This is a genomic window from Fictibacillus marinisediminis (assembly GCF_023149135.1).
Classification (GTDB): Bacteria; Bacillota; Bacilli; order Bacillales; family Fictibacillaceae; genus Fictibacillus_C; species Fictibacillus_C marinisediminis.
The window spans coordinates 946,731-972,239 of record NZ_JAIWJX010000002.1 but is presented as its reverse complement, the minus strand read 5'-3'; the positions used below and the strand labels follow the sequence as shown (position 1 = coordinate 972,239).

Sequence of the window (25,509 nt, the reverse complement as noted above, 5' to 3'; positions counted from 1 at the left end):
TAGAGTTAATGCAGGTTTTCGTTTCAAAATAAAAATACATAGATATATGATTTGATCAGGAGGGGACTCAAGATTGGAAAATAAAAAAGCGTTGCCAATCTTATTCTTAGTCATGTTTTTAGTGATGGTTGGATTCGGAATCATTATTCCTGTCCTTCCTTTTTTTGCGGAAAAGGTTGGAGCAAATCCCGCACAGCTCGGTTTGCTGATGGCTGTTTATTCATTGATGCAGCTTCTTTTCGCCCCTATCTGGGGAAGAGTTTCTGACAGGATCGGCCGAAAACCGGTCATGCTGATCGGAATCGCCGGACTTTCTATTTCCTTCTTTTTGATGGCTGTCTCCAGCCAGCTCTGGATGCTTTTTGCGGCACGGATTATCGGCGGCCTGCTTTCATCCGCCAACATGCCGACAACGATGGCTTATGTAGCCGATATTACGACCCCGGAAAACCGGGGTAAAGGTATGGGTATCATCGGTGCAGCTGTCGGTCTTGGTTTTATTTTCGGCCCGGCTATCGGCGGTGTTTTTTCCAAGACGAGCTTGAACACACCGTTTTATCTTGCTGGAATTTCATCAATTATCACGTTTTTTCTCGTTCTTTTTGTATTGAAGGAATCACTGCCTAAAGAGCTGCGGACGAATGGACCGTCTGAACCTGGATCGAGATGGAAAGCTTTTACGGGGGCCGTATCCATTCTGTTCGTGCTTCAGCTGTTCATTTCCCTTTCGTTATCAGGACTTGAAGCGACTTTCGCTTATTTTGCTGCAAAAAAAGCTGGACTTGATACCAATCACCTTGGCTACATATTTATGATCATGGGGTTTGCAGGTGCTCTTGTTCAAGGAGGACTTGTCGGCAGACTGACCAAAAAATTCGGCGAAGGAAAAGTCATCCAGGCCGGCATTGTTATTTCTGCTGTCGGGTTTGGTTTGATCCTTCTAGTTCATAACTTTACGACGGCGGCCATCTATCTTTCTATTTTCGGGATTGGCAATGGTGTAATCCGCCCTAGTGTCTCTGCACTATTAACAAAAACCTCAACTTCAGGGCATGGCAGTGTAACCGGACTGCTCTCTTCCTTTGATTCGCTTGGACGGATCATCGGGCCTCCGCTTGGCGGCTGGCTGTTTTCTGTTGCAGCGGGACTACCGTATATCTCAGGAATCATATTGTCCGTCATCGCCCTCGTCCTTTATCAGTTTTATAGTGTGCGGGCAAAACTCTCAACATCCGCGGCATAAGAAGCATAAATGAATAGAAAAAGCGGCAAGGAGAATTCTCCCTGTCGCTTTTTTTGATTTTTTGGCGTGCCAGGCACTGCAATTACACAAGTGTCAAAAGGCGGTGCCTGGCACCGTACATGTAATGGTAAGCGTTTTATTTTTCTTTCTGAATAAAACCTACTACACTGAAGCTATATACTTTCGTTTATATAATAGGAGGGGCACAATGTCTGTTTATGAGTATCGAGCAAAGACGATCATGGGGAAGAAAAATCTCTCAGGGACTACGAAGGCAAGGTTTTAATCATTGCCAACACAGCGAGTGAATGCGGTTTCACTCCTCAATATAGGGAACTTCAGGCACTTTACGACCAGTACAAAGAACAAGGTCTTGAGATCCTTGGCTTCCCTTGTAACCAGTTTGCAGGCCAGGAACCTGGGAGTGAAGAAGAAATTCAGGAGTTTTGCGAATTGAATTATGGAGTGAAATTCCCCATGTTCGCAAAGGTTGATGTAAAAGGAGACAACATTCATCCTCTCTTTGCTTTCCTGACAAAAGAAGCGCCTGGCATTTTAGGCTCAAAGGTGGTCAAATGGAATTTCACAAAGTTTCTTGTTGATCGAAATGGAAACGTTGTATCCCGCCATTCTCCTCAGACATCACCCAAAGATATGAAAAAAGAAATTGAATCGCTGCTTGCACAGCAATAAAAAGTTTTTCCATAAAACGCACGCCCTGGAATACGGTCCAGAGCGTCGTTTTTTCTTTGCTCCAGGATTTAGGCTTGCCATCAAGGCATTCGTCCAGCCCGAGTGGCTGATCCTTCATATACTGTATCGAGGATGTTGGAATAGTATTTTGAAGGAGGAATTTAATATGTATGCAAACGCACCGATTAATGTACCGATGAATGCTCCGCTAAACGTTCCTGTTGCAGCTTCTTACGGGTACGGTTATGGCGGCGGATGTCACGGATATGGCGGTTACGGTTACGGCGGCTACGGCGGCTACGGTTACGGCGGCGGAAGAGGATTTGCGATTATTATCGTATTGTTTATCCTCTTGATCATCATCGGCTGTTCGTGCGGGATTGGCCATCTCGGTGGATGTGAATCCAGCAGCAGCTGCTAATTTTACTGCAGAACAAAAAGATCCAGGCGGAGGCGTCTGGATCTTTTTGTTTGGTTTTGGTTTTGGTTTTGGTTTTGGTTTTGGTTTTGGTTTTGGTGCCAGGCACCGTAATTACACACTTGTGTAATTGTGGTGCCTGGCACCAACCATTTTAGCAGCTTCTATTCTTCGTCTCTGTTGATCACCATTCCATCAACATGACGTTTGCTCAAGAGCCGGTCTTTTTTTCGGTTTTCCTTGGTTTCAAAAACAATATCCATATCATATCCCTCAGGATACAGCTCGGTTCTTGAAATATGGAGGGTGAGGCGAAGCTTATGGATCTTCACCTTTTCTCCTTGGACAATCACTTCGTATTCTCCTCTTTTATCTTCTTCCGAACAGATGATGCCCCCCGTTTTTAAACTGGATACATACACCCGATCCCCCACTTCGAACGTCCGGGCTTCCGGTTTTTCTTCCGTTTTCTTTTCTGCTTCTCGTATCTTGCGGTTTCTCCCTTCTTCTGCTTCTCTTCTTTTCCTTATCATTTGCGTTTGTGCTTCTACATGCAGTAAATCGAACATAGTGCTTTCTTTCTTTTCTGAAACCTCTTTGCTCGTTATTTGTTTTGCCCTTGTGATCAGCTTTTGTTCGAGACCCAGCTTCCACGCGATGGAAAAGGCCTGGCTTTCACCAGCTTCCCCAATCTTCAGCTCATAAAGCGGCTTTAGAGATTCGAGGTCAAAAGCCATCGATGCGTTCTCAAATCCTGGAGTAAGATAAGCAAACTCTTTAATCTCACTGTAATGGGTCGTGGCTAGAATGGAAGCGCCTCTCTCAAACAAGTCTTCAAGAATGGCTACAGCCAGCCCCATTCCCTCAGCAGGATCGGTTCCTGCACCAAGTTCATCGAGGATGACAAGCGTATCAGGACCGGCCTTCTGAAGGATGGAGATAATGTTCGTCATATGCGCCGAAAATGTGCTCAGCGACTGTTCAATGTTCTGATGGTCACCGATATCTGTCAGCACATCTGAATAGATTCCAAACTCGCTCCCCTTTCCTGCAGGAATATGAAGCCCCGACTGAACCATCAGCGTCAGCAGTCCTGCCGTTTTTATGGCTACCGTCTTTCCACCGGTATTCGGACCCGTAATAACGAGGGCTCCATAGTTTTCACCGAGTCGGAAATTCAAAGGAACAGCATGGCTTCCGAGCAGCGGATGCCTTCCTTCATGGATAATGGTCCGTTTTTCACGATTAAGTGAAACCTCCCTGCCATCAAGGGCGATGCTGTATTTGGCTTTGGCAAAAATAAAATCATAATGAAGCATCCCTTCAATATTAACTGAAATCTCATGTTTGCAGCCTGCAACCAGACCTGTTAATCTGCCCAGCACCCTTGCTGTTTCGATGTCTTCCTCTGCCTGCAGAAGCTGAAGCTCATCCTGCAGCTTGCGGACATCTTTCGGTTCAATAAAAACGGTGGATCCGCTGGAAGAGGAATCAATGATCTGCCCATCCATGCTCCGTTTAAATTTACTTTTTACAGGGATGGCATACCTTCCGTCTCTCACCGAAATCATTGGTTCCTGAAGCATATCCCGATAGGCCGGTGACTTTAGAATATGATCCAGCTTTGCTTTGATTTTTTCCTCACAGGCAAGCATCCTCTTTCTTACTTTTTCAAGCGGCTTACTGGCTCCGTCATCCACTCTTCCATTACGGATACAGCGCTGAATTTCAGATTTGAGGTCTTTCAGTTCAAACAGGGAGTAAGCATAAGCAGACACAGCGGGTGCAAGAAATTCTTTGTCTTTCATATACCGCTGCAAACGCTCTACGTTTTCTGCAAGCCCGTAAATAAGCTGCAGCTGTTCAGGACTTAAGAGAAGGCCTTTATCCGGAATCGTCATCACATGGTCGATCCCGTTCAAGTTCGCAATAGGAACGCTTGAAGACTTTCTAAGAATTGCTGCCGCTTCCGTCGTCTCTCTTAGCCAATTCTTAATGATTGTGATCTGTCCAGAGGGCATAAGCTCTAAAATTTTTCTTTTTGTACTCTCGTTTAATGCATACGCAGATAAGGTTTCTGTAATTTTATTAAATTCGAGCATGTTCATTGTATGGGTGTTCAATGGTAGTTGCCTCCTCATATTTTTTCGAATTATTAATCTATAAAACCTTCCGTACCCCCCTTTCCTGGGAACAGGGCCAGATCATGACAATAAAAAAAGGCAGAAATGGACCGCCGCCATTTCTGCCTGTAATCAATTTTCGTGTGGAAGGATACGCCTCTCCATACAGCTGTCCCCTGACTTATGGAAGCTGTAAAAAGCATAAAAAAATACGCCCAAAGAGCGCGGCATCGTTCGCTGCACAAAATACGTACACGAAAATGAAAATGTTGTATGCTGACCGCTGTTCTTAACTATTGGTGGCCGCAAAAAGACATCAAGAATACAACCGCTTCAAGCACGGCCTTTTTGCTCCAACTATCCAATTCGCTTAGTTAAGAACGTGAACGCTCATCCATACAACTCCCTTCCTTTTGTTACTTCCATCATATGTAAAATCCTTTCCATTGTCAACATGATGGGTAAAAAAATCCGCAGAGAGCCGACTCTCCACGGATATTCCTGTTTCTATTCGGCCACCGGCACCTTTTCTTTCTCTATCCCCTTACCGCTTTTTGACAGACGGACCGGATAGATGCTGATCACTGAAATGAACTCATCCTCCTGTTCCAGAGGGAGCGGCCCTTCATAAAGCAGGGCAGCAAGGGAAATAGGCTGAAAACGAAGAGAAGTCCGGTCTATAATGATTCCATGCTTTTCAATTGCTGAAATCCTTTCCTTTGTAAAATTAATTTTTTCACCGACGAGAAGGTAGGTATTCACCTCTTGTTCTTGTTTCTTAGGGCAGAGTTCCGATACAGCCGGTTTGTTTCTATATATTTCCCTAGTTTCATAGATCGATAATAAGTCTTCCACAATGGCACTTGCTGTTGCTTCTGCACCAGCTCCCGGCCCTTGCAAGGTCAAACAGCCGAGAAGGTCTGTCTGAATACGGATGGCATTGTCCACGCCTTCCACACCATACAGCGGATGATCGCTATCCACAAATACAGGCTGTACCTGGAGATCAAGTCTATCGTTTAAAAGGACGAGATGCTTCAGCCGAAGCCCCATCTGCTCAGCCAGTTGAATCTCCTCAAGAAGCACATTTCCAATCCCCTCCACCTGCACTTCTTCCCAGGATGGCTGCACGCCATAAATCCATTTGCTCAGCACCATCGCTTTGTAAAATGCGTCCAAGCCTTCGATGTCATTTGTCGGATCCGGCTCTGCATATCCTTTTTTCTGTGCCAGTTCCAGCGCTTTTTCAAACGAGGAACCTGTCGTTCTCATGTACGAAAGAATGAAGTTGGACGTTCCGTTTAAAATGGCTTCTACATGCTGAATCCGATTGATTCTTAAAAGTTCCCTCAATGTTCTCAAAATCGGTATTCCTCCGCCTACGCTCGCTTCATAGACAAAACGGACACCCTTTGCGGCAGCACGCTCTGTTAATTCTTCTCCATGCCGGGCGATCAAATCTTTATTCGCGGAAATCACATGGCATCCCGCTTCAAGTGATTGTATGATGTAAGACCGTGCAGGCTCGATTCCGCCAATCGCCTCAATGACCACATCAGGCACTTCTTCTCCGATCGCCTTCTCGAATTCGGACGTCAACGGTACCCCCTTTACGAAAGGCCTTGCTTTGGAAGAATCCTTAATCAAAATACTGGACAGCTTCAGACGATGACCCAGCAATTCTTCTAAAGCTCCTTTTCTATCCATGATGGATGTATATACACCGGATCCTACAGTCCCCAGACCCAGCAGTGCTATTTTTAATTCTTTCAATACAATCACTCCTTCTTCAAAAGTAAATTTCTTATTAGTGGATGAATGGTATCTGTATGATGGCAAAAGAAAAAACCTCTTCCTAAAGAAGAGGTCTGCAGTCCGGCCTCCTCTTATCATCCAGGGTTCTTTCCTGCAGGTAGTAGCACCTTTTCAAGTAGAATACTTGAAGGTTGCCGGGCTTCATCGGGCCTTTCCCTCCGCCACTCTGGATAAGAGTATTATCATGAGATTGAAACATGTTATGTAGCACTTTATTTTTTTAGTACAAAAAACCCCCTTATCACGAAGATAAGAGAGCTGTATGGTTCCGATCCGTCTCTTATCTCCCAAAGTTTTACCTTTGAAGGATTTAGCACCTTTTCAAGTAGAATACTTGAAGGTTGCCGGGCTTCATTGGGCCTTTCCCTCCGCCGCTCTTGATAAGCTTCATTAAATTAGTCTTACTCTATCACGGCAGACAGGAGAGCGTCAACCATTATTCAGATATTTCTGGAATCATTGCAGATTATTTTTGGTATGATAGAAACACATAAATAAAAGGGGTGGAAGGTTTGGGCAAGAAAATCGTATTCACCGGGGGAGGTTCCACCGGGCACGTCTCTGTTAACCTGGCGCTGATTCCTTTGTTCTTAAAAGAAGGCTGGGAAGTCAGCTATATCGGTTCCAAAGGAGGAATTGAACGGAAACTGACAGAAACCATCGAAGGCGTCCGCTATTACAGCATCTCTACTGGTAAACTAAGGCGCTATTTTGACTGGAACAATTTTAAAGATCCGTTCCGTGTCATGAAAGGAGCATTTGAAGCATTTCGGCTCATCAAGACCATAAAACCAGACGTAGTCTTTTCAAAGGGGGGTTCGTATCTGTTCCCGTAATCCTCGGCAGCCGGATGAACAAGGTGCCGATTGTATCCCATGAATCCGATCTTAGTCCAGGGCTTGCAAACCGTCTTTCACTTCCGTTCGCTAACAAAGTGTGTACAACGTTCCCTGAAACCGCTGATCATCTCCCAAGGGAAAAAGCGGTATACGCCGGTGCGGTTATCCGTAAGGAGCTGCATGAAGGGATCGCAGCCAAGGGGAGAGCTTTCTGTGGTTTGACTCCTGGTAAATCGATCATCTTGATCATGGGAGGAAGTCTTGGATCAAAAAAAATAAATGAGGCCGTAAGATTAAGCCTGGACGCTCTGCTTCCCCGCTTTCAAATCATTCATCTTTGCGGAAAAGGCCAGAAGGATTCTTCCACTCTGAAAAAAGGCTATATCCAGTTCGAATATGTATCGGATGAGCTCCCAGATATCCTTGCAGCAACGGATTTTGTCATTTCAAGAGCAGGCTCTAATTCTATCTTTGAGTTTTTGTCACTGAGAAAGCCAATGCTTCTCATTCCACTCTCTAAAGAAGCAAGCCGCGGAGACCAGATTGAAAATGCCCGATCATTTGAAAAACAAGGCTATTGCGAAGTTCTGTTTGAGGAAGACCTGAATGCTGAATCCCTTCTGCAAGGCATCGAGCAGCTTTATTCAAATCAGGAAGCCTATATCAGAAGAATGGAAGAAAGCCAGCTTAGTAATGCGTTAGACCAGCTGTTTTCCATCATTAATGAAGAAGCAAAAAGATGACTTTCCCCATTCCTCCTCTGAGATGGGGAAAAGCCAGGAGAGGAATAAGCCATAGATAAGCTTGGCCCAAATAATGCGGTGCAAGCTTATCTATTGTGCGTCGGGACAGAAAGCTGAAATGAATTTGTCAAATCGCTGAAATAAGGATTTATGTTCAAATTCGGCTCAATTATTTTCAAAAAATCCGAAATATGTTCAAAAATCATAGTTCGCCCGATTATTTCTTATGGTTATATTTTCCCAGCGCAGATCTGTCTCAGACCTTCCAATGCGTGCTGTTTATCCATGCCCTGGGCAGATATGCAGCATAGCCCGGCAATACCGCGAAGCTTGCTCATACTAAGCATGCTTTTGGCGTTCATCTGGCAGTTATCAAGTTCAAAATAGATCTGGCACTCTTCATATTCGTTCGCCTTAAGAACGAGCTTGTTAATTGTCGCAGAATCCATTTTTTCCTGCAAAAAGCAATATGTCTTCATTACCTTTCACTCCTATTCTTCTTCCCTGCCATTTTAATGTACTATCATTAAGCACATGTTAAGCTGGTTTAGCTTTTATGCACACCAATGAGGATATGCGTGCACACTCGCCTTTATGTGAGTAAGAATGAATTTAGGAAAAAAGACTTGATTAGCGGTTTAAAGAGATTTTTCAAGAATATGAAGAAGCTTTCCCTCGCTTTCCTTTACTTCTATTTCTGCAAAACCCATCCTGTACCAAAAAGAGAGCGCAGGGATATTCCCGCTAAGTACACCGAGACGCAAGTATTGTTTGTTATTTTTCTTTATCTCTTCTTCGCACGCAAGATAGATTTCCTTTGCGATCCCCTGTTTGTGGAAGGTGCTGTGTACCATTAAAAATCCGAGCCACGGTTTATGATCTTTCGGGTTGTTCAGAATGTACTCAACGATCGCAGCGTTGTTGCCATCCGCTTTAATCAAATAGCGTTGTCTCGGAGAGCCCTCCAATTCCTTTAATTCTTCCGTCACCTCTTCAAATGTCACTTCGCCGCGACCGTAAAACAGCTTATTGTAAAACGGATTGGTGTTCATGATCTCCAGTTCGTCCATAGCTTTGTCAGGACCGCTCTTCGCCCATGTCAGCACAACAGTTTCCCCCTTTTATCTGAATCCATCATAACCTGTATACTATCGTTCTTTCCAGATAAGAAAAAGCGCACCCATTGATTAGAGTGCGCCTTCCTTGCTATTTATTCTCTTTGATATTTTTTGCTTCAGCTATGTCTCCCTGATTGGCAATCGGATCGGCAAACGTTCCTTTTGGAATATCAACTTTCCCTTTTCGCTGTTCAGCGTTTTGCTTGCGGATTTTTTCACTGTTAGCCATAACGGCACCTCCTCTTTGGTTATTACCGTAACCATTTTCGAGGAGTCTATTCTTCTATTGCATAAAATTAATATAAGCGTTCCGTGGATCTTCCTTCTTTTTAATCATATCGGTTTCATAGAGCCAATCCGAAACGTTTTTCCATGAACGCTTGTCCTGATAGCCAAAAGGCTTCCTTCCGCTGTCCATTAAAGGCAGCAGGATCTGCAGGCTTTTCTTTTCTACGTTTTGATCCAGCGGGAATTCTTTGTTTTCATGCTTAAATAAGACATTCAGTGCCTGGTCAGGATGATTGTGTACATCCTTTTGGCCTTTTTCCAGCGCATGCCAAAACTTCTGGTAAAGCTTTCGGTTCTTTTTCAGTCCATCTTCACTGGAAACAAGAACGAGCTCATAATAATCAGGAACACCGTACTTTACAGGATCAATGGACCGTACAGGATGGCCCTCTTTATTCAAAAGGATCTGTTCATGGTTGATGTACCCTCCAGATATTCCATCAGCTTTGTGAGCCGCCATCGCGGGGATGATATCCCAGCCGACATCTGTCATCTTCACTTTTTCAGGATTGCCTCCATCATGTTTCACCATTGTTTTGACCATCGCTTCATTGATGGGAATAGAAGGATAGCCTACATTCTTCCCTTCCAGATCTTTGGGTGAACGAATTGAACTGTTTTTAGGAACCATCAAATGGTTTAATGGATGCCTGACCAGCGCTCCCAAAGAAACAACAGGAATATCTTCTGACCTGGAAAGAACGACCTGAGGCTGGTACGTTAATGCAAGATCGGTCCTGCCGGCAGCCACCAGTTTCAACGGATCGTTCGTTTCTGCTGGCATCTTCACATCAACCTGGATGCCTTCTTTCTTAAAATATCCTTTTTCGATGGCGTCATAAATGCCGGCATGTACTGCATTCGGATACCAATCGAGCATGATGCTCACTTTTTTAAAATCCCCTTTTCCTCCTTGATTGGCTGTGTCCCCTGAGGAACAAGCACTTAATAGGAGAAGCAGGCTCCCAAAGAAGAGCCAGCTACTTCGTTTTATCCATTTGTTCATGTTGTACATCCTCTCTGTTAGCTTTCCATTTAAACATTTGTTTTTCTGCGAGTGCAGCTGCTCCGAACAAACAGATCCCGAGCAATGACAATAGAAAAATAGCAGAAAATACTCCTTCTGCATTCAGGCTTCCCGACATCCTTCTGGAATAATAGCCAAGCCCCTCGCTGGCACCAAGCCATTCGCCGATCGTCGCTCCTACTACTGAAAATACAGCGGCGAGTTTTATCCCTGAAAAGAAAGCCGGAAGCGCCATTGGCAGCTGCACCTTTTTGAAGACCTGCCATCTCCGTGCTCCCATGGAACGCAGAAGATCCACATAATCTCGGTCATGATGGTTCAAACCATCATACGTGCTGACGACGATGGGAAAGAAGGCAATCAGCACGGTAACCGCCACTTTGCTCCAGATGCTGTAGCCGAACCAAAGGACAAAGATCGGAGACAGTGCAATGATCGGTATCGTCTGGGAGATCAAGACCGCAGGATAGACCATTTTCTGTACAGATTTGAAAAAAAACATGGCAACAGCAAGCGAAACACCTGCAACGGCTGCGATTAAAAAACCGAGGATGGCTTCCTTGAATGTCGCCCAGGTATGTCCTAGAAGAACCTCTTTGTTTTCAAAGAGCGAAACGAGGATTCCTGTAGGGGCCGGCAAAATAAACGAAGGCACCTTGTCTGTCCTCACAAGCCATTCCCATAGTACGAGCAAGACGGCAGCAGCAGCCAAAAATAAATAATAGTCTTTAAAAAATCGTTTCATGCTGTTCATTTGTAATTCTGCTCTCCAATTTATTGATTAATCCCACCATCTCATTCGTTAATACTCTATTTCTCGGCCTCGGAAGCCTAATCTTTACCTCTTCTGTTTCACCAGATGGATGCAGCAAGATGATTCGGTCACTTAAAAAAACCGCTTCATGAAGATCATGTGTAACCAAAAGAATGGTTTTGTTTAAATCCTTCCATAGGGAAGAAATCCATTCGTGCATTTCCTTTTTAGTCATCGCATCTAAAGCACCGAATGGTTCATCAAGAAGAAGTACTTCTTTTCCAGTCAGCAGGGTGCGGAGAAAGGCTATTCTTTGGCGCATCCCCCCTGAAAGTTCATGCGGATAAGCATTCCGGTAATTCCACAGTCCTACTTTTTTCAGCCATGAATCCCCCTCTTCTACTTTCTGTCCCTTCTGGTTCTGAATCTCAGGAGCAAGAAGAAGATTTTCCATGACCGTACACCAAGGCAGAAGTAAATCCTTCTGAGGCATGTATCCCGCCGCTCCAGGATAGACTGGCTTCTCATGTACGATAATCTCTCCCTGATCAGGTTTCTCCAGTCCACAGGCAAGCTTGAGCAGGGTACTTTTTCCGGTTCCGCTCTTGCCGATGATCGATACAAATTCTCCGGGCGCTGCTGCAAAATTGATGTTCTTGAGAAGCGGGAGGGCTTGTTCTTGCTCCGTAAAAGAATAAGATACATTCTTAAAGATTATTGACATAAAAACTCTCCTTCAAAAGGTGATTACACCGGCCACCCATGACCGTAATACACCATATCCCAAAACATGAATTCAAAGCGCGATGTGGTCAGGAAATGCTCCTCCAGCACCGCCAATTCCTGTTCTGTCTTATCTTTCGCCAACTTGTTCAGTTCATTAATCAGCCACTGTGCAAGTGCACCGAACTCTTCTGATGCATACATCTCAATCCATCGGGTATACGGATGCTCTGCGAGGCTGCCTGCTTCCCTCTTTAATAGCGTTCCGATCTCGTGGTAGCTCCACATGCACGGCAGCATGCATGAGATCAACTCAGCAAGTGTTCCCTGCTGGGAGGCGTTCAGCATATAGCGAGTGTACGCAAGGTTAATTGGAGAAGCCTGCTCAGCCTCCAATTCCTCGGGCTCGATGCCAATTTCATGGCAGTACTCGCGGTGAAGATCCATTTCTGTATTCAATGTTTCATGAAGCAGGCTTGAAAACCAGCTCATCGTCTCTGTATCCTTGGATTTTATCGTCCCTAACGCAAAGAGCTTTGCATAATCCTTTAAAAACACATAATCCTGTTTCATGTAATAACCAAAGCGCTCTTTCGGCAAGGAACCATCTTTAATGCCCTGAACAAACGGATGCAGATGAGTATGCATCCAGATTGGTTCCACGTTTCTGTGTAATCTATCTGTAAATCGTTCTTCCTTTGACTTTGTCATGGTTTATTGCTCCTTTCTGTATTGCACCACTTTGCAATAAATCCGGCGAGAACCTTTGAATGCTCCAGTAACTGTTGAATCCTCACCTTTTCATTGACAGCATGGGCTTCGTTCAGCTCTCCCGGGCCATAAATGACAGTTGGGATTCCCGCCTGTCCAAGCCACCCCGCATCTGTAACGGTCGGCGACATCGAAACAGCAGCTTTCTGTTCTGAAACGGCATTATGCTGTTCTTCCAGTACTGCCAATGCTTCATGATTGTGATCAACATCAAGTGCAGGAAAGATTTCACCCTTCTCCTCAATCATGGATATTCCTCCCCACTTAAACAGAGGCAGGTTGTTTTTCAGCCATGGATCGGCCTTTGCTATAGCAATAATGTGCTCCTCAATTTCTTTTGCGACATCTTCATACGTCTCATTCGGGTAATAATGAACAGTAACCCAGAGTTTGCATTCATCAGCGATGAATGCAGCATTCCTGCCTCCTTCAATGACAGAGGGATTGATGGTCGTGCTTCCGAACGGAAAGTTTGGATATGTTTTGGTTACTGCCCAATGCCGTTCAAGTTCCTGCAGCCCTTCTATAATCTTCATCATTTTTTCAATGGCGCTCGCTCCTATTATTCCGCCGCCTGCATGAATCATCCGCGAGCGAAGGCCATCATGAAAGGTCTCTTTACCTTTTATCGTGATCCAGCCTGTGATGACGCCGCCTTGTCCATGAATCTCAAGATTGGACGTATCAGCCACGAGCGCAAAGTCAGCTTTCATTCCCCGGTCTATGCAGGATTTGGTACCCGCTTCCCCGGCTTCTTCGCCGGTTACTGATTGAAAAAAGAGGTCCCCTTTCAGCTTGATCCCCAGCTCTTGAAGAAGCTGAAGAGCAAACAGAGAAGAGGCCATGCCTCCCTTCATGTCTGCTGTGCCCCGTCCATAGAGCCATCCATCTTCCTCCGTCAGCACAAACGGCGGATACTTCCATTGCGTTTCATCCCCGACAGCCACGACATCAATGTGGCCGTTAAGAAGAAGGCTTTGATATTCCTCTGAGGCATCTCCTTGTTTTGATCCTGCGACAATCTTGTCGCCAGGAAACAGCTCCCACTCCTCCGTCTTAAATCCAAGGCCAGAGAGGATGGATTTCACGCAGCTTTGTGCCTCTTCTGTGTTTCTTGCAGGAGGACTGACCGTCTGGAAGGCAACGAGCTCTCTTAAAATCTCAATCAGCCTCTCCTGTCTCTCCTCCGCTAATCTATTAATCTTCTCTCGTAATCCGCTCATGGCAGCCTCCTTTATCTTTTATCTGGTGCCAATTATCCTGGTGCCTGGCACCAGGCTTTACACACTTGTGTAACGGCGGTGCCTGGCACCGAAGAAATCCACGCAAAAAGCCGCCTTCATGGGAGATGGCGGCTGAGGTTTTTGCTGAGGTCATCTATTCTGAATCAGCTTGTTGCTTCAGCGTGCTTCCCTCCGCTGGTATAATCCAGATCAGGTTCCAAGGGTCTAGAACACAAAGGTTCAGTCTCAGCCGTACGGCCCCCCTAGCAGATTGCTATTTCATTATCCTATTAAACTGTAATAGAGATTTTTCGCTTCTGTTATATCTTTCGTGCCGTGAATCAGTACGCGTCCGTCCTTGAAAAAGACAAGCCGCTGTTCTTCTTGATTGCTGTATGAAAGCAGATAAGGGTTCTGTTCCACTTTCCCGCCAAGCCGCGACAGGGACAAAGAAAGCTCATCCAAATCCCTTTCTCCCTTTTCCGAAGGACGGATCTGGACGGTGTTCCTTCCGCAGAGAACAGCTGTCTTCGTCTGATTTTCAGGATTCAGATGCGGATACTGAGGATGCTTTCCACAGGAAGGACAGTCCGTTTTTTTTAGCTTTTGGACATCCATCGCCAAATAATGATTGTTCCATACATCAAAGGAAACCAGTTTGTTGCGGAGTGCAGCGGTGTTGCCCGTCAGCAGCTTCAGTGCTTCAGACGTCTGGTGAGCGACAACCATTTGGACAACAGGCGCAATGATTCCCGCCGTATCACACGTTGCTCCGCCCATCGGCACCTTTTCCAGGAGACAGCTTAGACAAGGCGTCTCCCCGGGTAAAATCACATAACTGAGTCCGTAGCTTCCAACGCATGCGCCGTAAATCCAAGGAATCTTCTTCTCCTGGGAGATGTCATTGATCAGCAAACGCGTATCAAAATTATCTGTCGCATCAATGATCAGATCGGCAAACTCCGTCAGTTCCCTCAGTTCTTCAGCTCCTGCATCCAAAACAAGGCCCTCTACGTGGATATCGGAATTAACCTGTTCCAGCCGTTCTCTTGCAGCTACCGCTTTAGGCATCCGGTACTTTGCATCTTCCTCGCTGAAAAGCTGCTGGCGCTGGAGGTTGCTCCATTCTACATAGTCACGGTCAGCAATCGTGATCCTGCCCACACCCGCGCGGGCAAGAATTTCTGCATTGCCGGTTCCGAGCGCACCCGCACCGATAATCACAACATGTTTATCAGACAAGAGATCCTGTCCCTCTTCTCCTATAGGCTCGAATAACATCTGCCTGGAGTAGCGATCATTCATTAAATACTCATTCCCTCCAGCGGACTGCTTGCCGCTGCATACCTTTTCTTTGGAATTCTTCCCGCTTCATACCCGAGACGGCCGGCTTCAATGGCAAGCTTCATCGCCTCGGCCATTTTTACTGGATTATCGGCCCCTGATACCGCTGAATTCAGCAGTACTCCATCAGCCCCCAACTCCATGGCCGCCGCCGCATCAGCCGGTGATCCGATGCCCGCATCTACAATCACTGGGATATTGGCCTGCTCAATAATAAGGCTTATGTTCAACGGGTTGATGATCCCGAGGCCAGATCCAATGGGGGAAGCTCCGGGCATTATGGCATGCACGCCAAGTTCCTCTAATTTTTGTGCAAGAATGACATCATCTGAAGCATAGGGCAAGACCGTAAACCCCTCTTCCAACAGCATTTCTGAAGCCCGCAGCGTTTCCAGCGGATCAGGCAAAAGAGTTTTAAAATCTCCTATCACTTCTACCTTTATCATATCACATAGCCCCGAAGCTTTTGCCAGCTTCGCGATTCTAACCGCTTCTTCTGCCGTTTTCGCACCCGCCGTGTTCGGCAGAAGCGTAAAGTTCTCTGCCTCCAGCTTTTCTAAAAAGTTTGGCTGGTCAGGATCAAAAATGTTCATCCTTCTTACGGCAAATGTAAGGATTTCCGTGCCCGACACCCTTACTGCCTCTTTTTGGACATCAAAATCAGGGAATTTACCTGTCCCTAAAAGCAATCTGGAGCGAAATTCATAGTTTCCAATCTTCAGCATAACTTCATCCTCCTCCTACAAAATGTACGATTTCTATTTTGTCACCATCTGCTAAACGCGTTTCTGCGTGTTGGCTTTTATCCAAAATTTCTTGATTCAATTCAACGATTGCCCCTTTGCCGGCAAGCTTTAACTCTCCCAGAAGTTCCTGGACTGTACGGGCTGAGGCTATATCTAAGGCTGTTCCGTTAACCATCAGTTTCATGAGACTCATCCTTTCATCTTTTCATAGGCAAACCGGTCTGGCGCAAACTCTTTTAATCTTTCTTCCTGCAGATTTCCGATCAGCAGCTCTGCCATCCATCGCCCTGTCAGCGGACTGAGCAGGATGCCATTGCGAAAATGGCCTGCCGCAATGTACAAGTCTTTATGGTAAGGATGTTTCCCCATGTACGGGAGGCCATCAGGAGTTTGCGGCCGAAACCCTGTCCATGCCTTCTCCCATTCGCCCTGTTCGATGGCAGGAAGGACTTCACGCGCTTTTGTCAGCAGTTCCAACACTCCCTTTGCTCTAACCTTTCTGTCGTATGTACCTGCTTCCATGGTTGCTCCGATTACGAGCCTGCCTCCTTGCTTAGGGACAAGATAGCATTCATCTGAGATGACAGTTGATGTAATGACCGGTTCTAAAAAGGTTAAAGAAATACACTCTCCCTTTACTGGAAAAAGAGGCATGTGCAATCCGGTCTGGGCCGCCAGCTTCCCTGTCCAGACGCCTGATGCGAGCACTGCCTTCTCTCCGAAAAACATACCCGCGCTCGTTTGGATTCCAATCCCTGACCGGCCTATTTCGAAACCGGCTGCTTCGGTATAATCTAAAAAATCAGCTCCAAGCTTTGCTGCCGATTGGGCAAAGGCTTTCGTCAATTGAGATGGATTGACCTGGCCGTCTTTCGGCAAATACATTGCACCTTCCAATTCTTTTGACAGCATCGGCTCCATTTTCAAAAGCTCCGATCCGCTGATCCACTCTGCCGGCTGGCCGTTATCGTTGTGAAAATCAGTGAGTTGCTGCAATCGGAGTCTTTCCTTTTTATTTTTTGCCGCTTTAAACAGGCCTTTGTCTATAAACTCAATGTCGATCCCGCTGATTTCCTTCAGTTCCCTGCTTAACTCAGGAAAAAGACTCCTGCTCTCACGGGCCATCGTGTAAAGAGGCCCTGCCTCATTCAGTTCTGCCTGCGCTCCAAGCATGCCTGCAGCGGCCGATGAAGCTTCACTGCCTATTCGGTTCTTTTCAATCACAAGCACGGTATACTCTGTATGTTTGCGCAAATAGTAAGCAATGGCACAGCCGATTATCCCCCCCCCAGCAATGATCACATCATAGTGCCTGGGCATTTTGACATTTCCTCCTTCTTAAGAGCTTCCGCATAGCCTTTCGCTACTAAACCCGGATCCGTCGCCGACCAGATCCCCGACATGACGGCGATTCCTTTTGCGCCCGCTTTTATGAGTTCACTAGTATTACTCGGTGTAACTCCTCCGATGGCGATAACTGGAACAGTGACCGCATCAGCAACCTCCCGCAATTGATCCAGACCCCGCGGCTCGCTCCCTTTTTTGCTTCCTGTTTTAAAAACGTGCCCGTAAAACAAATAATGAGCTCCTTTTTCTTCAGCATAGAGCGCTTCATCTATGGAATGAACGGATTGGCCGATTCTCAGCCCGCTAAAATAGCGGTGTACGATTTCCGGATCAAGACTGGAGCCTTTTAAGTGAACGCCTTCAGCTCCCGAAGCAACGGCTACATCCACACGGTCATTGATATAGATCTGCTCCCGGCCCAATCCTGCTCTCTTCAATCTCTCTGCCAGATTGAAAATCTCACTGGCACTTCTGTCTTTTTCCCTGATATGTATGCATGTCACATATGGAGCCAGGATGGATGCGGCCGAGATGATTTCGTCAGGCTGCTTCCTTCCATTCGTCATTACATGAAACTCGAATTTCCCCACCTTGCATCCTCCTTTTCCCCATGCAAAAAAGCCACCCTTTTCGCAAAGAGTGGCTGATTATCTGTTTTCTAATCAAGAGCAGCTATATGTGTCATACAGTGCAGATTCCACTTCCCTACGCTGGCATCACCCAGATCAGGTTCAAAGGGTTTAGAACAGGTTGTTCAGTCTCAGCCGGCAAAGGCTCCCCCAGTGTTGCTATAGTTATTTAATTAACTTCATCTTACCATTCAGGTCAAAAATGTAAAGAGATTAAAATTTGATCTTCGATTCCAGGAAGGATCGAAGCTCTGATACCGGCATGCGGACCTGTTCCATTGTGTCGCGGTCACGTACCGTTACCTGCTGATCTTCTTTAGAATCAAAATCATACGTAATACAGAAAGGAGTTCCGATTTCATCCTGTCTGCGGTAACGTTTTCCGATGGAACCTGTTTCATCAAAATCAACCATGAAGTCGCTGGCAAGACCGGCAAATACTTCTCTTGCTTCTTCAGAAAGCTTTTTCGATAAAGGAAGTACTGCCGCTTTAAACGGCGCAAGAGCTGGATGCAAGTGAAGAACAGCCCTTGTATCTCCGCCTTCAAGCTCTTCCTCTTCAAACGCGTCGATCAAGAACGCAAGTGTTACACGGTCTGCGCCGAGTGAAGGCTCGATGCAATAAGGGATGTAACGGTCATTCGTTTCTTGATCGATATAGTTAAAGTCTTCACCAGAGTGCTCGCTGTGGCGTTTAAGGTCAAAATCAGTACGGGATGCGATGCCCCAAAGCTCTCCCCATCCAAACGGGAACTGGTATTCAAAATCTGTCGTAGCGTTGCTGTAGTGGGAAAGCTCTTCGGATTCATGGTCACGCAGGCGAAGCTTATCCTGTTTCATGCCAAGATTCAATAAGAAATCGTGAGCATACTGTTTCCAGAAATCAAACCATTTCAGTTCTTCGCCAGGCTTGCAGAAGAACTCGAGCTCCATCTGTTCGAACTCACGGGTACGGAAAGTGAAGTTACCAGGTGTGATCTCATTACGGAAGCTTTTGCCGACCTGAGCGATCCCGAACGGCAATTTCTTTCTCATCGTACGCTGCACGTTTTTAAAGTTTACAAAGATCCCTTGTGCTGTTTCGGGACGAAGATAGATTTCGTTCGTGCTGGATTCCGTTACACCCTGGAACGTTTTGAACATCAGGTTAAACTGGCGGATAGATGTAAAGTCGTGCGCATCACAATCCGGACATGCGATGTTATGCTCTTCAATCAACTTTTCCATTTCATCGAAAGAAAGCCCGTCAACAATCTTCTCGATTCCTTTTTCAGCAAGTGCATCTTCAATCAATTTATCGGCACGGTGTCTTGCTTTACATTGCTTACAGTCGATCATTGGATCATTGAAGTTTCCGATGTGTCCAGATGCTACCCATGTTTGCGGGTTCATGAGAATCGCTGCATCCAAACCAACATTGTATGGAGATTCCTGAACAAACTTTTTCCACCAAGCTTTTTTCACGTTGTTCTTCAGTTCAACGCCGAGCGGGCCGTAATCCCACGTATTGGACAAGCCTCCGTAAATTTCTGAACCCGGAAAAATAAATCCGCGCTGTTTTGCCATGTTGACGATCTGTTCCATTGTCACACTCATGACCATCTCTCCTTTTTTAGAAAATGCTAATTAAATCAACCAAAAAAGCCCTCATCCATAGACAAATATCCTTGTCCAGGGACGAGAGCTTATACTCACGCGGTTCCACCCTAATTGATGCTTAAAAAAGCATCCGCTTTGGTCAATTAATCGCTCGAGACTGCCGTTTCTCTGAACTTTTGTCCGGGCTTCCACCACCCCCGGATCGCTTTTCACAAAAGCACCTCAGATACTATTCGTCTGTCATAGCTTTACATGTTTAGATTATGGGGAAAATAGTACAATTTTTCAGCCGTATTGTCAAGTTTTTTCAGCCAGTTGGCCCTTTCCCCTATTATAAGCCAGAAGTTTCCGGTTCATTCAAGATGGTTGAAGAGTGTTTACTGTCCGGTGTGGGGGTTTTACATGCCGATGTTTCGGATTCACATGCTAATCTCACTCATTTACAGGCCAATTTCTCAGACAGCAAAAAAACTCTTCACGTTATCAGCGAAGAGTTTTTTATCTTTACTTATCAAAACCCGCCAAAGCCTCCACCTGGGAAGCCTCCATAGCCGCCTGGAAAACCGCCGTATCCGCCCGGAAAACCGCCGTACCCTCCCGGAAAACCGCCATAGCCGCCAGGATATGGTGCAACCCCGCCGTAACCGTAACCGTAGCCATAAGCGAACGGACGGGGCGCAAGGGCAAACCCTGCAATGGAACCGAGTCCAAGACCTACCAAGGCTGCACCAAGGACCGGAAAGAACCGTCCTGAACCATCGTCATGATAGGGAAGGAGATAGACATTTTCTGTATTAACGCTTTGGATGGAGCCTCTATAGACACTCCCGTCATGGGTGGTAATTTCAACGTCTTGCCCAATATGCTGACAGCAAAGACCGTAATAATGTTCCTTCAAAAGTAAACCTCCTCTTTACCCTGATTACAGTACTTACCCTGCATCTTATGCAAATTGTGGAAAACGGGTGTGGACAGCAGTCTGCCCGTTTCAACTATTGGAGAAAATGGGTATATAGAAGATAGAAACCTTGAAAGGGGCTCCTTTATGGAAAAAGATTTGTCACAGCACAAAGAACATGCCCAAAGAAAAGCAGAAGAATATAAAGATGAAGCTGCACCATGGATCGTCCGGATGGCCCGCTTCGGCCATTTCTCAAAAGGAGCCGTTTATATTGTCATTGGAATACTTGCTGTAATGACAGCATTCGGTTTGCAAGGTAAATTAACCACTTCCTCAGGTGCCCTCTACACCATTGCCAAGCAGCCCTTTGGCTCTGTCATGCTCGCTGCGCTGGCTGTGGGGCTTGCAGGCTATGCACTGTGGCAAGTCATCATGACGGTCTTTGACCCCGAACATAAAGGAAATGACGCAAAAGGATGGATGGCGCGAATCAGTTATCTCATCATCGCTGCCATATATTTCAGTCTATGTGTTAGTGCAATCAAAATAATCTTCAGAGCGAGTGCCAACTCGTCAAGTCAAAAATACCAGACCTTATCCGCAAAAGCGCTGGCACAGCCCTTCGGACAAACAATCATTGCGGTTATTGGTGCTGTATTTATCGGTATAGGGGTTTATAACTTCTACAAGGCCTATACGGAAAAATTCAAAAAAGGGCTTAAACGTCATGAGATGAATCAGAAAGAATGGAAGACCGCACGTTATATCGGGAAGTTCGGACTTTTTGCACATGGTGTAGTATTCGCCATCATCGGCATCTTTTTAATCAGAACAGCCATTCAGGCAGATCCAGATGAAACAAAGGGGCTGGATGGTGCTCTGGCTGAACTTGTAAAGCAGCCGTTCGGTCCAGTGCTCCTTACTATCGTCGCTCTCGGACTGGTCGCTTATGGCGCCTACTTGCTCTTTGAAGCGAAGTACCGAAGACTCGATCCTTAATCATCTCTATACAGCAAAACAGCCTCGTCCCTTTTGGACGAGGCTGTTTTCATTTACCAGGCTTTAATACTAGTTTTTCTCCGTTTTTAAAGCTGGATTCATTCGTTTCCGTTACATGATAACGGCCTGAAGTCCAATCTTCGATCTGGTTATCATACCACTTGCTGAGGACATGTCCTGACTGTCCTGGACCGACGACATTGTAGGTTTTCGTCAAGTCCGCCAGATCAACAACCGTTCTCCAGGCGGCTCCATGGTTCACTTTTCCTGTAAAAGAATCCCAGCCTGCAGCACCTACTGTTACCCTGCTTCCTCCCATCGGCGTTTCTTTTGGATTAAACAGCAGGTTCAGCGGCTTTATCGCTGATAGAGGATGATCAAACGGCAATGTATGATACGTTCCCCACTTCCACTTATCGGGATTTTCACCCTGCAGCTTCTCCACCTGTTTAACCGTTCTGCTGAAGGAGATTGTTGCGGCTTCGTCCAGCCCCCCTGCCTCTTTGATCCAGGGACCTTCCTTACCCTCGGCCGCATGGCGGATCAGTTCATCCACGACTTGAGCCTTGCCGTCAAACAACGGCATCATCTTTTCATCAATCTTTTTTTCAAAGAGAACATCGCTGACCTCTTGCATCCATAAGTTGAACAGCAGGGGTGCAGCAAGATTTTTGTCATCTTCATGATTCCAGTCTTTCAATAGTTTTACCGCTTTTCTGCCGTTTGTTCCAAGGTCTGCAGTCTTTAAATGGGTGAGAAGGATCGGCAGCATTTCTTCTGCCTGAAGATTTTTCCTGTCGAATTGCAGCTTCTGCATATCTTTTATGGAAAGCTTTTCTTTGGCTGACAGAACATCTTTTATTCGCTGCTCTCGGTAAGGCTGGGCCCATGAATCAGTAATGTGGTACGGGTAGTCGTCACCGATCACTTTATTATTGGCCGTTGCAATAAATCCTTCTTTTGGGTTCACGGCCGTCGGGAGCTTATCCCAAGGAATATAGCCTTTCCACTCATATTTCTTTTCCCAGCCCGGTACTGGGACAGAAGCATATTTTTCTTTACGGATCGGAATCAGTCCATTGGCGCGATAGGCAATTGTTCCGTCTTTAGATGCGAAGACAAAGTTCTGGGCCGGTGTATGAAAATAAGTCAGCGCCTTTTTAAACTCATTCCAGTTCTTTGCCTTATTAAACATCAGTACAGCCTGAAGTTCCGTTGAGGGTTCAAGTGCTGTCCATCTCATGGAAAGCGCCGTATTCTTTTGCTTGTCGTAAGCAAATTCGGACATGATCGGACCGTGGCGGGTAATCGTGACTTTGTAAGGAAGGGTCTTTTGATCTTTCACTTTTATATTTTCTGTGATGATCTTGGCTTTCTCCCATTTTCCTTCAAACAGAAATTCATCCGGATGATCGGCATTTCTTTTTTCAATGTAAAGGTCCTGAACATCGGGTCCTACATTTGTGACTCCCCATGCAATCTGTGTGTTCCGGCCAACGATAATTCCCGGAACCCCCGCAAATATGACACCGCTTACATTCATGCCGGGTGCTTTTAAATGGCTTTCGTACCAGATCGATGGCGTGCTCAATCCAAGATGAGGATCATCTGCAAGATACGGCAGACCCGATTTTGTTTTGGTTCCAGCCACCACCCAATCATTCGAACCGTTGAATTCATTAGGAATGACCGCTTTAGCGAGGCTGCTCTTAATATCCACCTTTGCTTTGCTTGCGATTTCAATGATCTCTGCTCCTCCCTTAGGATAAGAAGGGAATAGATCAAGTGCGTTGTCCTTTGGGAAATTCTGCAGCAAATAATGCCTGAATGCCTGTCCTTCCCAATGTCCGCCAAGATCAAACGCCATATATTTTCCGATGGTCAATGAATCGACGGGCGTCCATTTCTTTGGCTTGTACCCTACCATCAAAAATTCGATCGGAAGGGAATTTTTCTTTTCGGCATCCCTTAAGTAGGCGTTCACGCCATCCGCGTACCATTGCAGCACTTGCTTCGCTTCAGAAGAATACAGTTCATACGATGCCTCTGCAGCTCTTCGTAAACCGAGCGTCCTGAAATAACGGTCCTTTTCCACCGTTTTCTCACCGATTACTTCGCTTAATTGTCCTGACGCCTGGCGCCTGCTCAAATCCATTTGAAACATCCTGTCCTGGGCCGTAACGTACCCTTGGGCAGTATATAAATCTTTTAAACTGCCAGCCTTGATATGAGGTACACCGTTCTTGTCACGGACAGCTACTGCCGTTCCGGAAAGTGATGGAACGGTTTTCGTACCGCTCACAACTGGAAGGCTCTTTCTTAGTACCCAATAGGCAGCCGATCCCGAAATGGCAGTGACAAGAAGCAGTCCTGCCAGCATAATCACGGCCACTCTTTTCCATTTTTCTTTTTCGGTATCTGTTTTTCAATTTGAATAGCTGTTTCCACCTGTATTCCCCCTCTTTCTTTATGGCTTCTTTACTCTTGTCTTTTTTCCTTCTTCTGTAAAATCCAATTTTAAGAAATCTCATATGTCCTGCAAAAGTTTATATATTTGATAGAAGAAGTAATGATGGTTTAAAATGGTTACTTTGAAAGGGGGAGCCGTATGAAAAAATGGATATGGCTGACGCTCATCCTTTTTGCATTATGTACGCTGGCTGCTGGAGGGTGGTATTACTATCCCCAGTTTAAGATTGATCGCCTGAAGGCACAGAATGCAGCAGCCACTGAATCTGCCGGGACGAATTCCCGTTCGGCTGATGTTTCTTATATTCAGCATTTAAAAAGCCTGCCTGCAAAAGAGATTCATCATCTAGCTTTGGGAGATTCGGTCATTCAGGGCCGAGGTTCTAATCAAGGCGGTTTTATTAAAATGGCCAACAGTAATCTGGCTGTCCTTACGTCTAAAAAAGTGCAGCTAGATAATCAGGGAATTTCAGGAGCGACCAGCCGTGATCTGCTTGACTACATCTCATCCCCAGGTATGTCGGACCGGATAAAATCTGCAGATATTATTACGATCAATATCGGGGGCAATGACCTGGTGAAACTGGCTTTAAAGGAAGGGCCTGTCCAGGCACTTCAGGATTATCAAAACGTGAAATCTGCTTATGAAGAAAATTTAAATAAGATATTTTCATTGATTCGAAAAGAGAATCCTGATGCTATTCTCGTATACAATGAATTGTATAACGCTGTGGACTCGGGAGAATCCTTTTATCCGGCAACTAAAAAATTGCTGAATGACTGGAATCTGATTGCCTATGAAACAACAGCCAAATATAAACCATCTGTTGTGATACCGAGCAGCGAAGTGCTTAAGCCTGAAAACAGGAAAGAATGGATTTATGATTCTATTCATCCCAACGACAAAGGCCACGAACTGATTGCGGAGCAGATGATTAAAACACTTAAAGCTCCTTATAAGAAAAATAAAAGGCATTGTCCCAGCAGAGGACAATGCCTTTTCATCTTTATTCAGCGAGCATAAAGTCACGATAAACAAAATTGCCGTCTCTAACCGTCTCACTTCCCTGAACCACTTCAATCTTTTGCCTGAACAATGGCCCCCCAATTACAAGAGTATGGAATTCTCCGTTTTCTCCGCATGCATCTACGTTTTCGGGTAAATCCCTTCTCCAGTCGCCGTTGATCTCACGGCCCAGAAAATCTTCATTCAGCTTCGTCCGATCAAGAGTAGTAACGACGGTCCGGTATCCCAACGCGAGAAATTCGTCGATGAGATCCTCTGACTTTGCGCCCCACAGAGGGAAAACAGCTTCCATTCCAGCCGGTTTTAATTTGGACTCCCTGTACTCTCTGATGTCAGCAAGAAAAATGTCTCCAAACATCACGTGCTGAATGCCGGCTTGGCTCACCTTGTCCATTTCTTCCCGCATCCGCTCCTCGTAGATCTCATTTGTGCATACTTTTGGAATTCTAACTTTGCGGACAGGAAAGCCAAGCGCGTTAGCCTGCGCATCAAGAATTTCCTCCCGAATGCCATGTATGCTCGTCCTTTTAAAATCCTCGTTGACTGTCGTCAACAAAGAATCGATTTCATATTCCTTTGATTCCAGCAATTTATGAAGAGCCAGCATGGAATCTTTGCCCCCGCTGAATGAAACTACAATTTTTTTTGTCATCGTCTCACTTCCTTTTGT

At 45.8% G+C, this 25,509-nt stretch carries 24 protein-coding genes, 2 pseudogenes and 4 riboswitches; of the genes and pseudogenes, 7 read left to right on the top strand and 19 right to left on the bottom strand.

All coding sequences use genetic code 11. The features are described 5' to 3' along the window. Nucleotides 1–73: 73 nt before the first annotated feature. The 4 genes and pseudogenes from LCY76_RS05365 to LCY76_RS05350 all read left to right on the top strand — a co-directional run bounded on the left by LCY76_RS05365 (nt 74) and on the right by LCY76_RS05350 (nt 2,484). The gene (locus tag LCY76_RS05365) at nt 74–1,243 is read left to right on the top strand and encodes an MFS transporter (protein WP_248251762.1); all 1,170 of its coding nucleotides are present in this window, start codon (nt 74–76) and stop codon (nt 1,241–1,243) included. Nucleotides 1,244–1,451: 208 nt separating this feature from the next. Next, a pseudogene (locus tag LCY76_RS05360) lies at nt 1,452–1,936 on the top strand (glutathione peroxidase). Nucleotides 1,937–2,132: 196 nt separating this feature from the next. Further along, on the top strand, nt 2,133–2,357 hold the full coding sequence (yjcZ, locus tag LCY76_RS05355; RefSeq protein ID WP_248254596.1) for a sporulation protein YjcZ: 225 nt from the start codon (nt 2,133–2,135) through the stop codon (nt 2,355–2,357). After that, the gene (locus LCY76_RS05350; protein WP_248251761.1) at nt 2,335–2,484 is read left to right on the top strand and encodes a hypothetical protein; all 150 of its coding nucleotides are present in this window, start codon (nt 2,335–2,337) and stop codon (nt 2,482–2,484) included. The genes yjcZ and LCY76_RS05350 overlap by 23 nt, the downstream gene beginning before the upstream one ends. A gap of 34 nt (nt 2,485–2,518) precedes the next feature. On the opposite strand, the gene LCY76_RS05345 is transcribed toward LCY76_RS05350, so the two are convergent. Continuing rightward, nucleotides 2,519–4,477 carry an endonuclease MutS2 gene (locus tag LCY76_RS05345; RefSeq protein ID WP_248251760.1) on the bottom strand — a complete coding sequence of 653 codons (1,959 nt, stop codon included), beginning with the start codon at nt 4,475–4,477 and terminating at the stop codon, nt 2,519–2,521. A 507-nt stretch (nt 4,478–4,984) separates the two neighbouring features. Continuing rightward, nucleotides 4,985–6,250, bottom strand: a complete 1,266-nt coding sequence (locus tag LCY76_RS05340) for a homoserine dehydrogenase (RefSeq protein ID WP_248251759.1) — start codon at nt 6,248–6,250, stop codon at nt 4,985–4,987. 110 nt (nt 6,251–6,360) lie between these two features. After that, nucleotides 6,361–6,469: riboswitch (SAM riboswitch) on the bottom strand. Between the two features lie 100 nt (nt 6,470–6,569). Beyond that, nucleotides 6,570–6,679, bottom strand: a riboswitch (SAM riboswitch). Between the two features lie 125 nt (nt 6,680–6,804). On the opposite strand from LCY76_RS05340, the pseudogene LCY76_RS05335 reads away from it, so the two are divergent. After that, a pseudogene (locus tag LCY76_RS05335) lies at nt 6,805–7,874 on the top strand (undecaprenyldiphospho-muramoylpentapeptide beta-N-acetylglucosaminyltransferase). A 230-nt stretch (nt 7,875–8,104) separates the two neighbouring features. Here the strand turns inward: LCY76_RS05335 and LCY76_RS05330 are convergent. The 15 genes from LCY76_RS05330 to LCY76_RS05260 form a co-directional block, all read right to left on the bottom strand. Further along, a complete protein-coding gene (locus tag LCY76_RS05330) occupies nt 8,105–8,353 on the bottom strand; it encodes an HPr family phosphocarrier protein (RefSeq protein WP_248251758.1) in 249 nt (82 codons plus the stop codon). A gap of 159 nt (nt 8,354–8,512) precedes the next feature. Then, a complete protein-coding gene (locus LCY76_RS05325; protein WP_248251757.1) occupies nt 8,513–8,980 on the bottom strand; it encodes a GNAT family N-acetyltransferase in 468 nt (155 codons plus the stop codon). 100 nt (nt 8,981–9,080) lie between these two features. Further along, complete coding sequence (locus LCY76_RS05320) at nt 9,081–9,221, bottom strand: hypothetical protein (RefSeq protein WP_248251756.1); 141 nt, start codon at nt 9,219–9,221, stop codon at nt 9,081–9,083. 54 nt (nt 9,222–9,275) lie between these two features. Then, nucleotides 9,276–10,286 carry an ABC transporter substrate-binding protein gene (locus LCY76_RS05315; protein ID WP_248251755.1) on the bottom strand — a complete coding sequence of 337 codons (1,011 nt, stop codon included), beginning with the start codon at nt 10,284–10,286 and terminating at the stop codon, nt 9,276–9,278. Next, complete coding sequence (locus tag LCY76_RS05310) at nt 10,261–11,061, bottom strand: ABC transporter permease (protein ID WP_248251754.1); 801 nt, start codon at nt 11,059–11,061, stop codon at nt 10,261–10,263. Before LCY76_RS05310 ends, LCY76_RS05315 begins: the two co-directional genes overlap by 26 nt. Further along, on the bottom strand, nt 11,036–11,785 hold the full coding sequence (locus tag LCY76_RS05305; RefSeq protein ID WP_248251753.1) for an ABC transporter ATP-binding protein: 750 nt from the start codon (nt 11,783–11,785) through the stop codon (nt 11,036–11,038). Before LCY76_RS05305 ends, LCY76_RS05310 begins: the two co-directional genes overlap by 26 nt. Before the next feature lie 23 nt (nt 11,786–11,808). Then, nucleotides 11,809–12,495 carry a thiaminase II gene (gene tenA / locus LCY76_RS05300; RefSeq protein WP_248251752.1) on the bottom strand — a complete coding sequence of 229 codons (687 nt, stop codon included), beginning with the start codon at nt 12,493–12,495 and terminating at the stop codon, nt 11,809–11,811. Continuing rightward, nucleotides 12,492–13,778 (bottom strand): acetylornithine deacetylase, encoded by a 1,287-nt coding sequence (locus tag LCY76_RS05295; RefSeq protein WP_248251751.1) that lies wholly within the window; start codon nt 13,776–13,778, stop codon nt 12,492–12,494. The genes tenA and LCY76_RS05295 overlap by 4 nt, the downstream gene beginning before the upstream one ends. Nucleotides 13,779–13,948: 170 nt before the next feature. Further along, a riboswitch (TPP riboswitch) is annotated at nt 13,949–14,053 on the bottom strand. Nucleotides 14,054–14,060: 7 nt separating this feature from the next. Continuing rightward, on the bottom strand, nt 14,061–15,083 hold the full coding sequence (locus LCY76_RS05290) for a thiazole biosynthesis adenylyltransferase ThiF (protein ID WP_248251750.1): 1,023 nt from the start codon (nt 15,081–15,083) through the stop codon (nt 14,061–14,063). Then, on the bottom strand, nt 15,083–15,847 hold the full coding sequence (locus LCY76_RS05285) for a thiazole synthase (RefSeq protein ID WP_053355418.1): 765 nt from the start codon (nt 15,845–15,847) through the stop codon (nt 15,083–15,085). The genes LCY76_RS05290 and LCY76_RS05285 overlap by 1 nt, the downstream gene beginning before the upstream one ends. 4 nt (nt 15,848–15,851) lie before the next feature. Further along, nucleotides 15,852–16,052, bottom strand: a complete 201-nt coding sequence (thiS, locus tag LCY76_RS05280; protein WP_248251749.1) for a sulfur carrier protein ThiS — start codon at nt 16,050–16,052, stop codon at nt 15,852–15,854. Between the two features lie 5 nt (nt 16,053–16,057). Next, on the bottom strand, nt 16,058–17,188 hold the full coding sequence (thiO, locus tag LCY76_RS05275) for a glycine oxidase ThiO (RefSeq protein ID WP_248251748.1): 1,131 nt from the start codon (nt 17,186–17,188) through the stop codon (nt 16,058–16,060). Then, entirely contained in the window at nt 17,167–17,805 is a 639-nt protein-coding gene (locus LCY76_RS05270) for a thiamine phosphate synthase (protein WP_248251747.1), read from the bottom strand. Before LCY76_RS05270 ends, thiO begins: the two co-directional genes overlap by 22 nt. A gap of 95 nt (nt 17,806–17,900) precedes the next feature. Then, a riboswitch (TPP riboswitch) is annotated at nt 17,901–18,006 on the bottom strand. 51 nt (nt 18,007–18,057) lie between these two features. Beyond that, complete coding sequence (locus tag LCY76_RS05265; RefSeq protein ID WP_248251746.1) at nt 18,058–19,440, bottom strand: glycine--tRNA ligase; 1,383 nt, start codon at nt 19,438–19,440, stop codon at nt 18,058–18,060. 514 nt (nt 19,441–19,954) lie between these two features. Beyond that, nucleotides 19,955–20,341 carry an LSm family protein gene (locus LCY76_RS05260; protein ID WP_248251745.1) on the bottom strand — a complete coding sequence of 129 codons (387 nt, stop codon included), beginning with the start codon at nt 20,339–20,341 and terminating at the stop codon, nt 19,955–19,957. A 147-nt stretch (nt 20,342–20,488) separates the two neighbouring features. On the opposite strand from LCY76_RS05260, the gene LCY76_RS05255 reads away from it, so the two are divergent. Next, a complete protein-coding gene (locus LCY76_RS05255; protein ID WP_053355424.1) occupies nt 20,489–21,343 on the top strand; it encodes a DUF1206 domain-containing protein in 855 nt (284 codons plus the stop codon). A 49-nt stretch (nt 21,344–21,392) separates the two neighbouring features. Here the strand turns inward: LCY76_RS05255 and LCY76_RS05250 are convergent, their stop codons facing one another. After that, complete coding sequence (locus tag LCY76_RS05250) at nt 21,393–23,723, bottom strand: penicillin acylase family protein (RefSeq protein ID WP_248251744.1); 2,331 nt, start codon at nt 23,721–23,723, stop codon at nt 21,393–21,395. 228 nt (nt 23,724–23,951) lie between these two features. On the opposite strand from LCY76_RS05250, the gene LCY76_RS05245 reads away from it, so the two are divergent. Beyond that, on the top strand, nt 23,952–24,836 hold the full coding sequence (locus tag LCY76_RS05245; RefSeq protein ID WP_248251743.1) for a GDSL-type esterase/lipase family protein: 885 nt from the start codon (nt 23,952–23,954) through the stop codon (nt 24,834–24,836). Here LCY76_RS05245 and LCY76_RS05240 read toward each other — a convergent pair. Then, the gene (locus tag LCY76_RS05240) at nt 24,820–25,491 is read right to left on the bottom strand and encodes a Dph6-related ATP pyrophosphatase (protein WP_248251742.1); all 672 of its coding nucleotides are present in this window, start codon (nt 25,489–25,491) and stop codon (nt 24,820–24,822) included. The two genes, LCY76_RS05245 and LCY76_RS05240, sit on opposite strands and share 17 nt — an antisense overlap. Between the last annotated feature and the right edge of the window lie 18 nt (nt 25,492–25,509).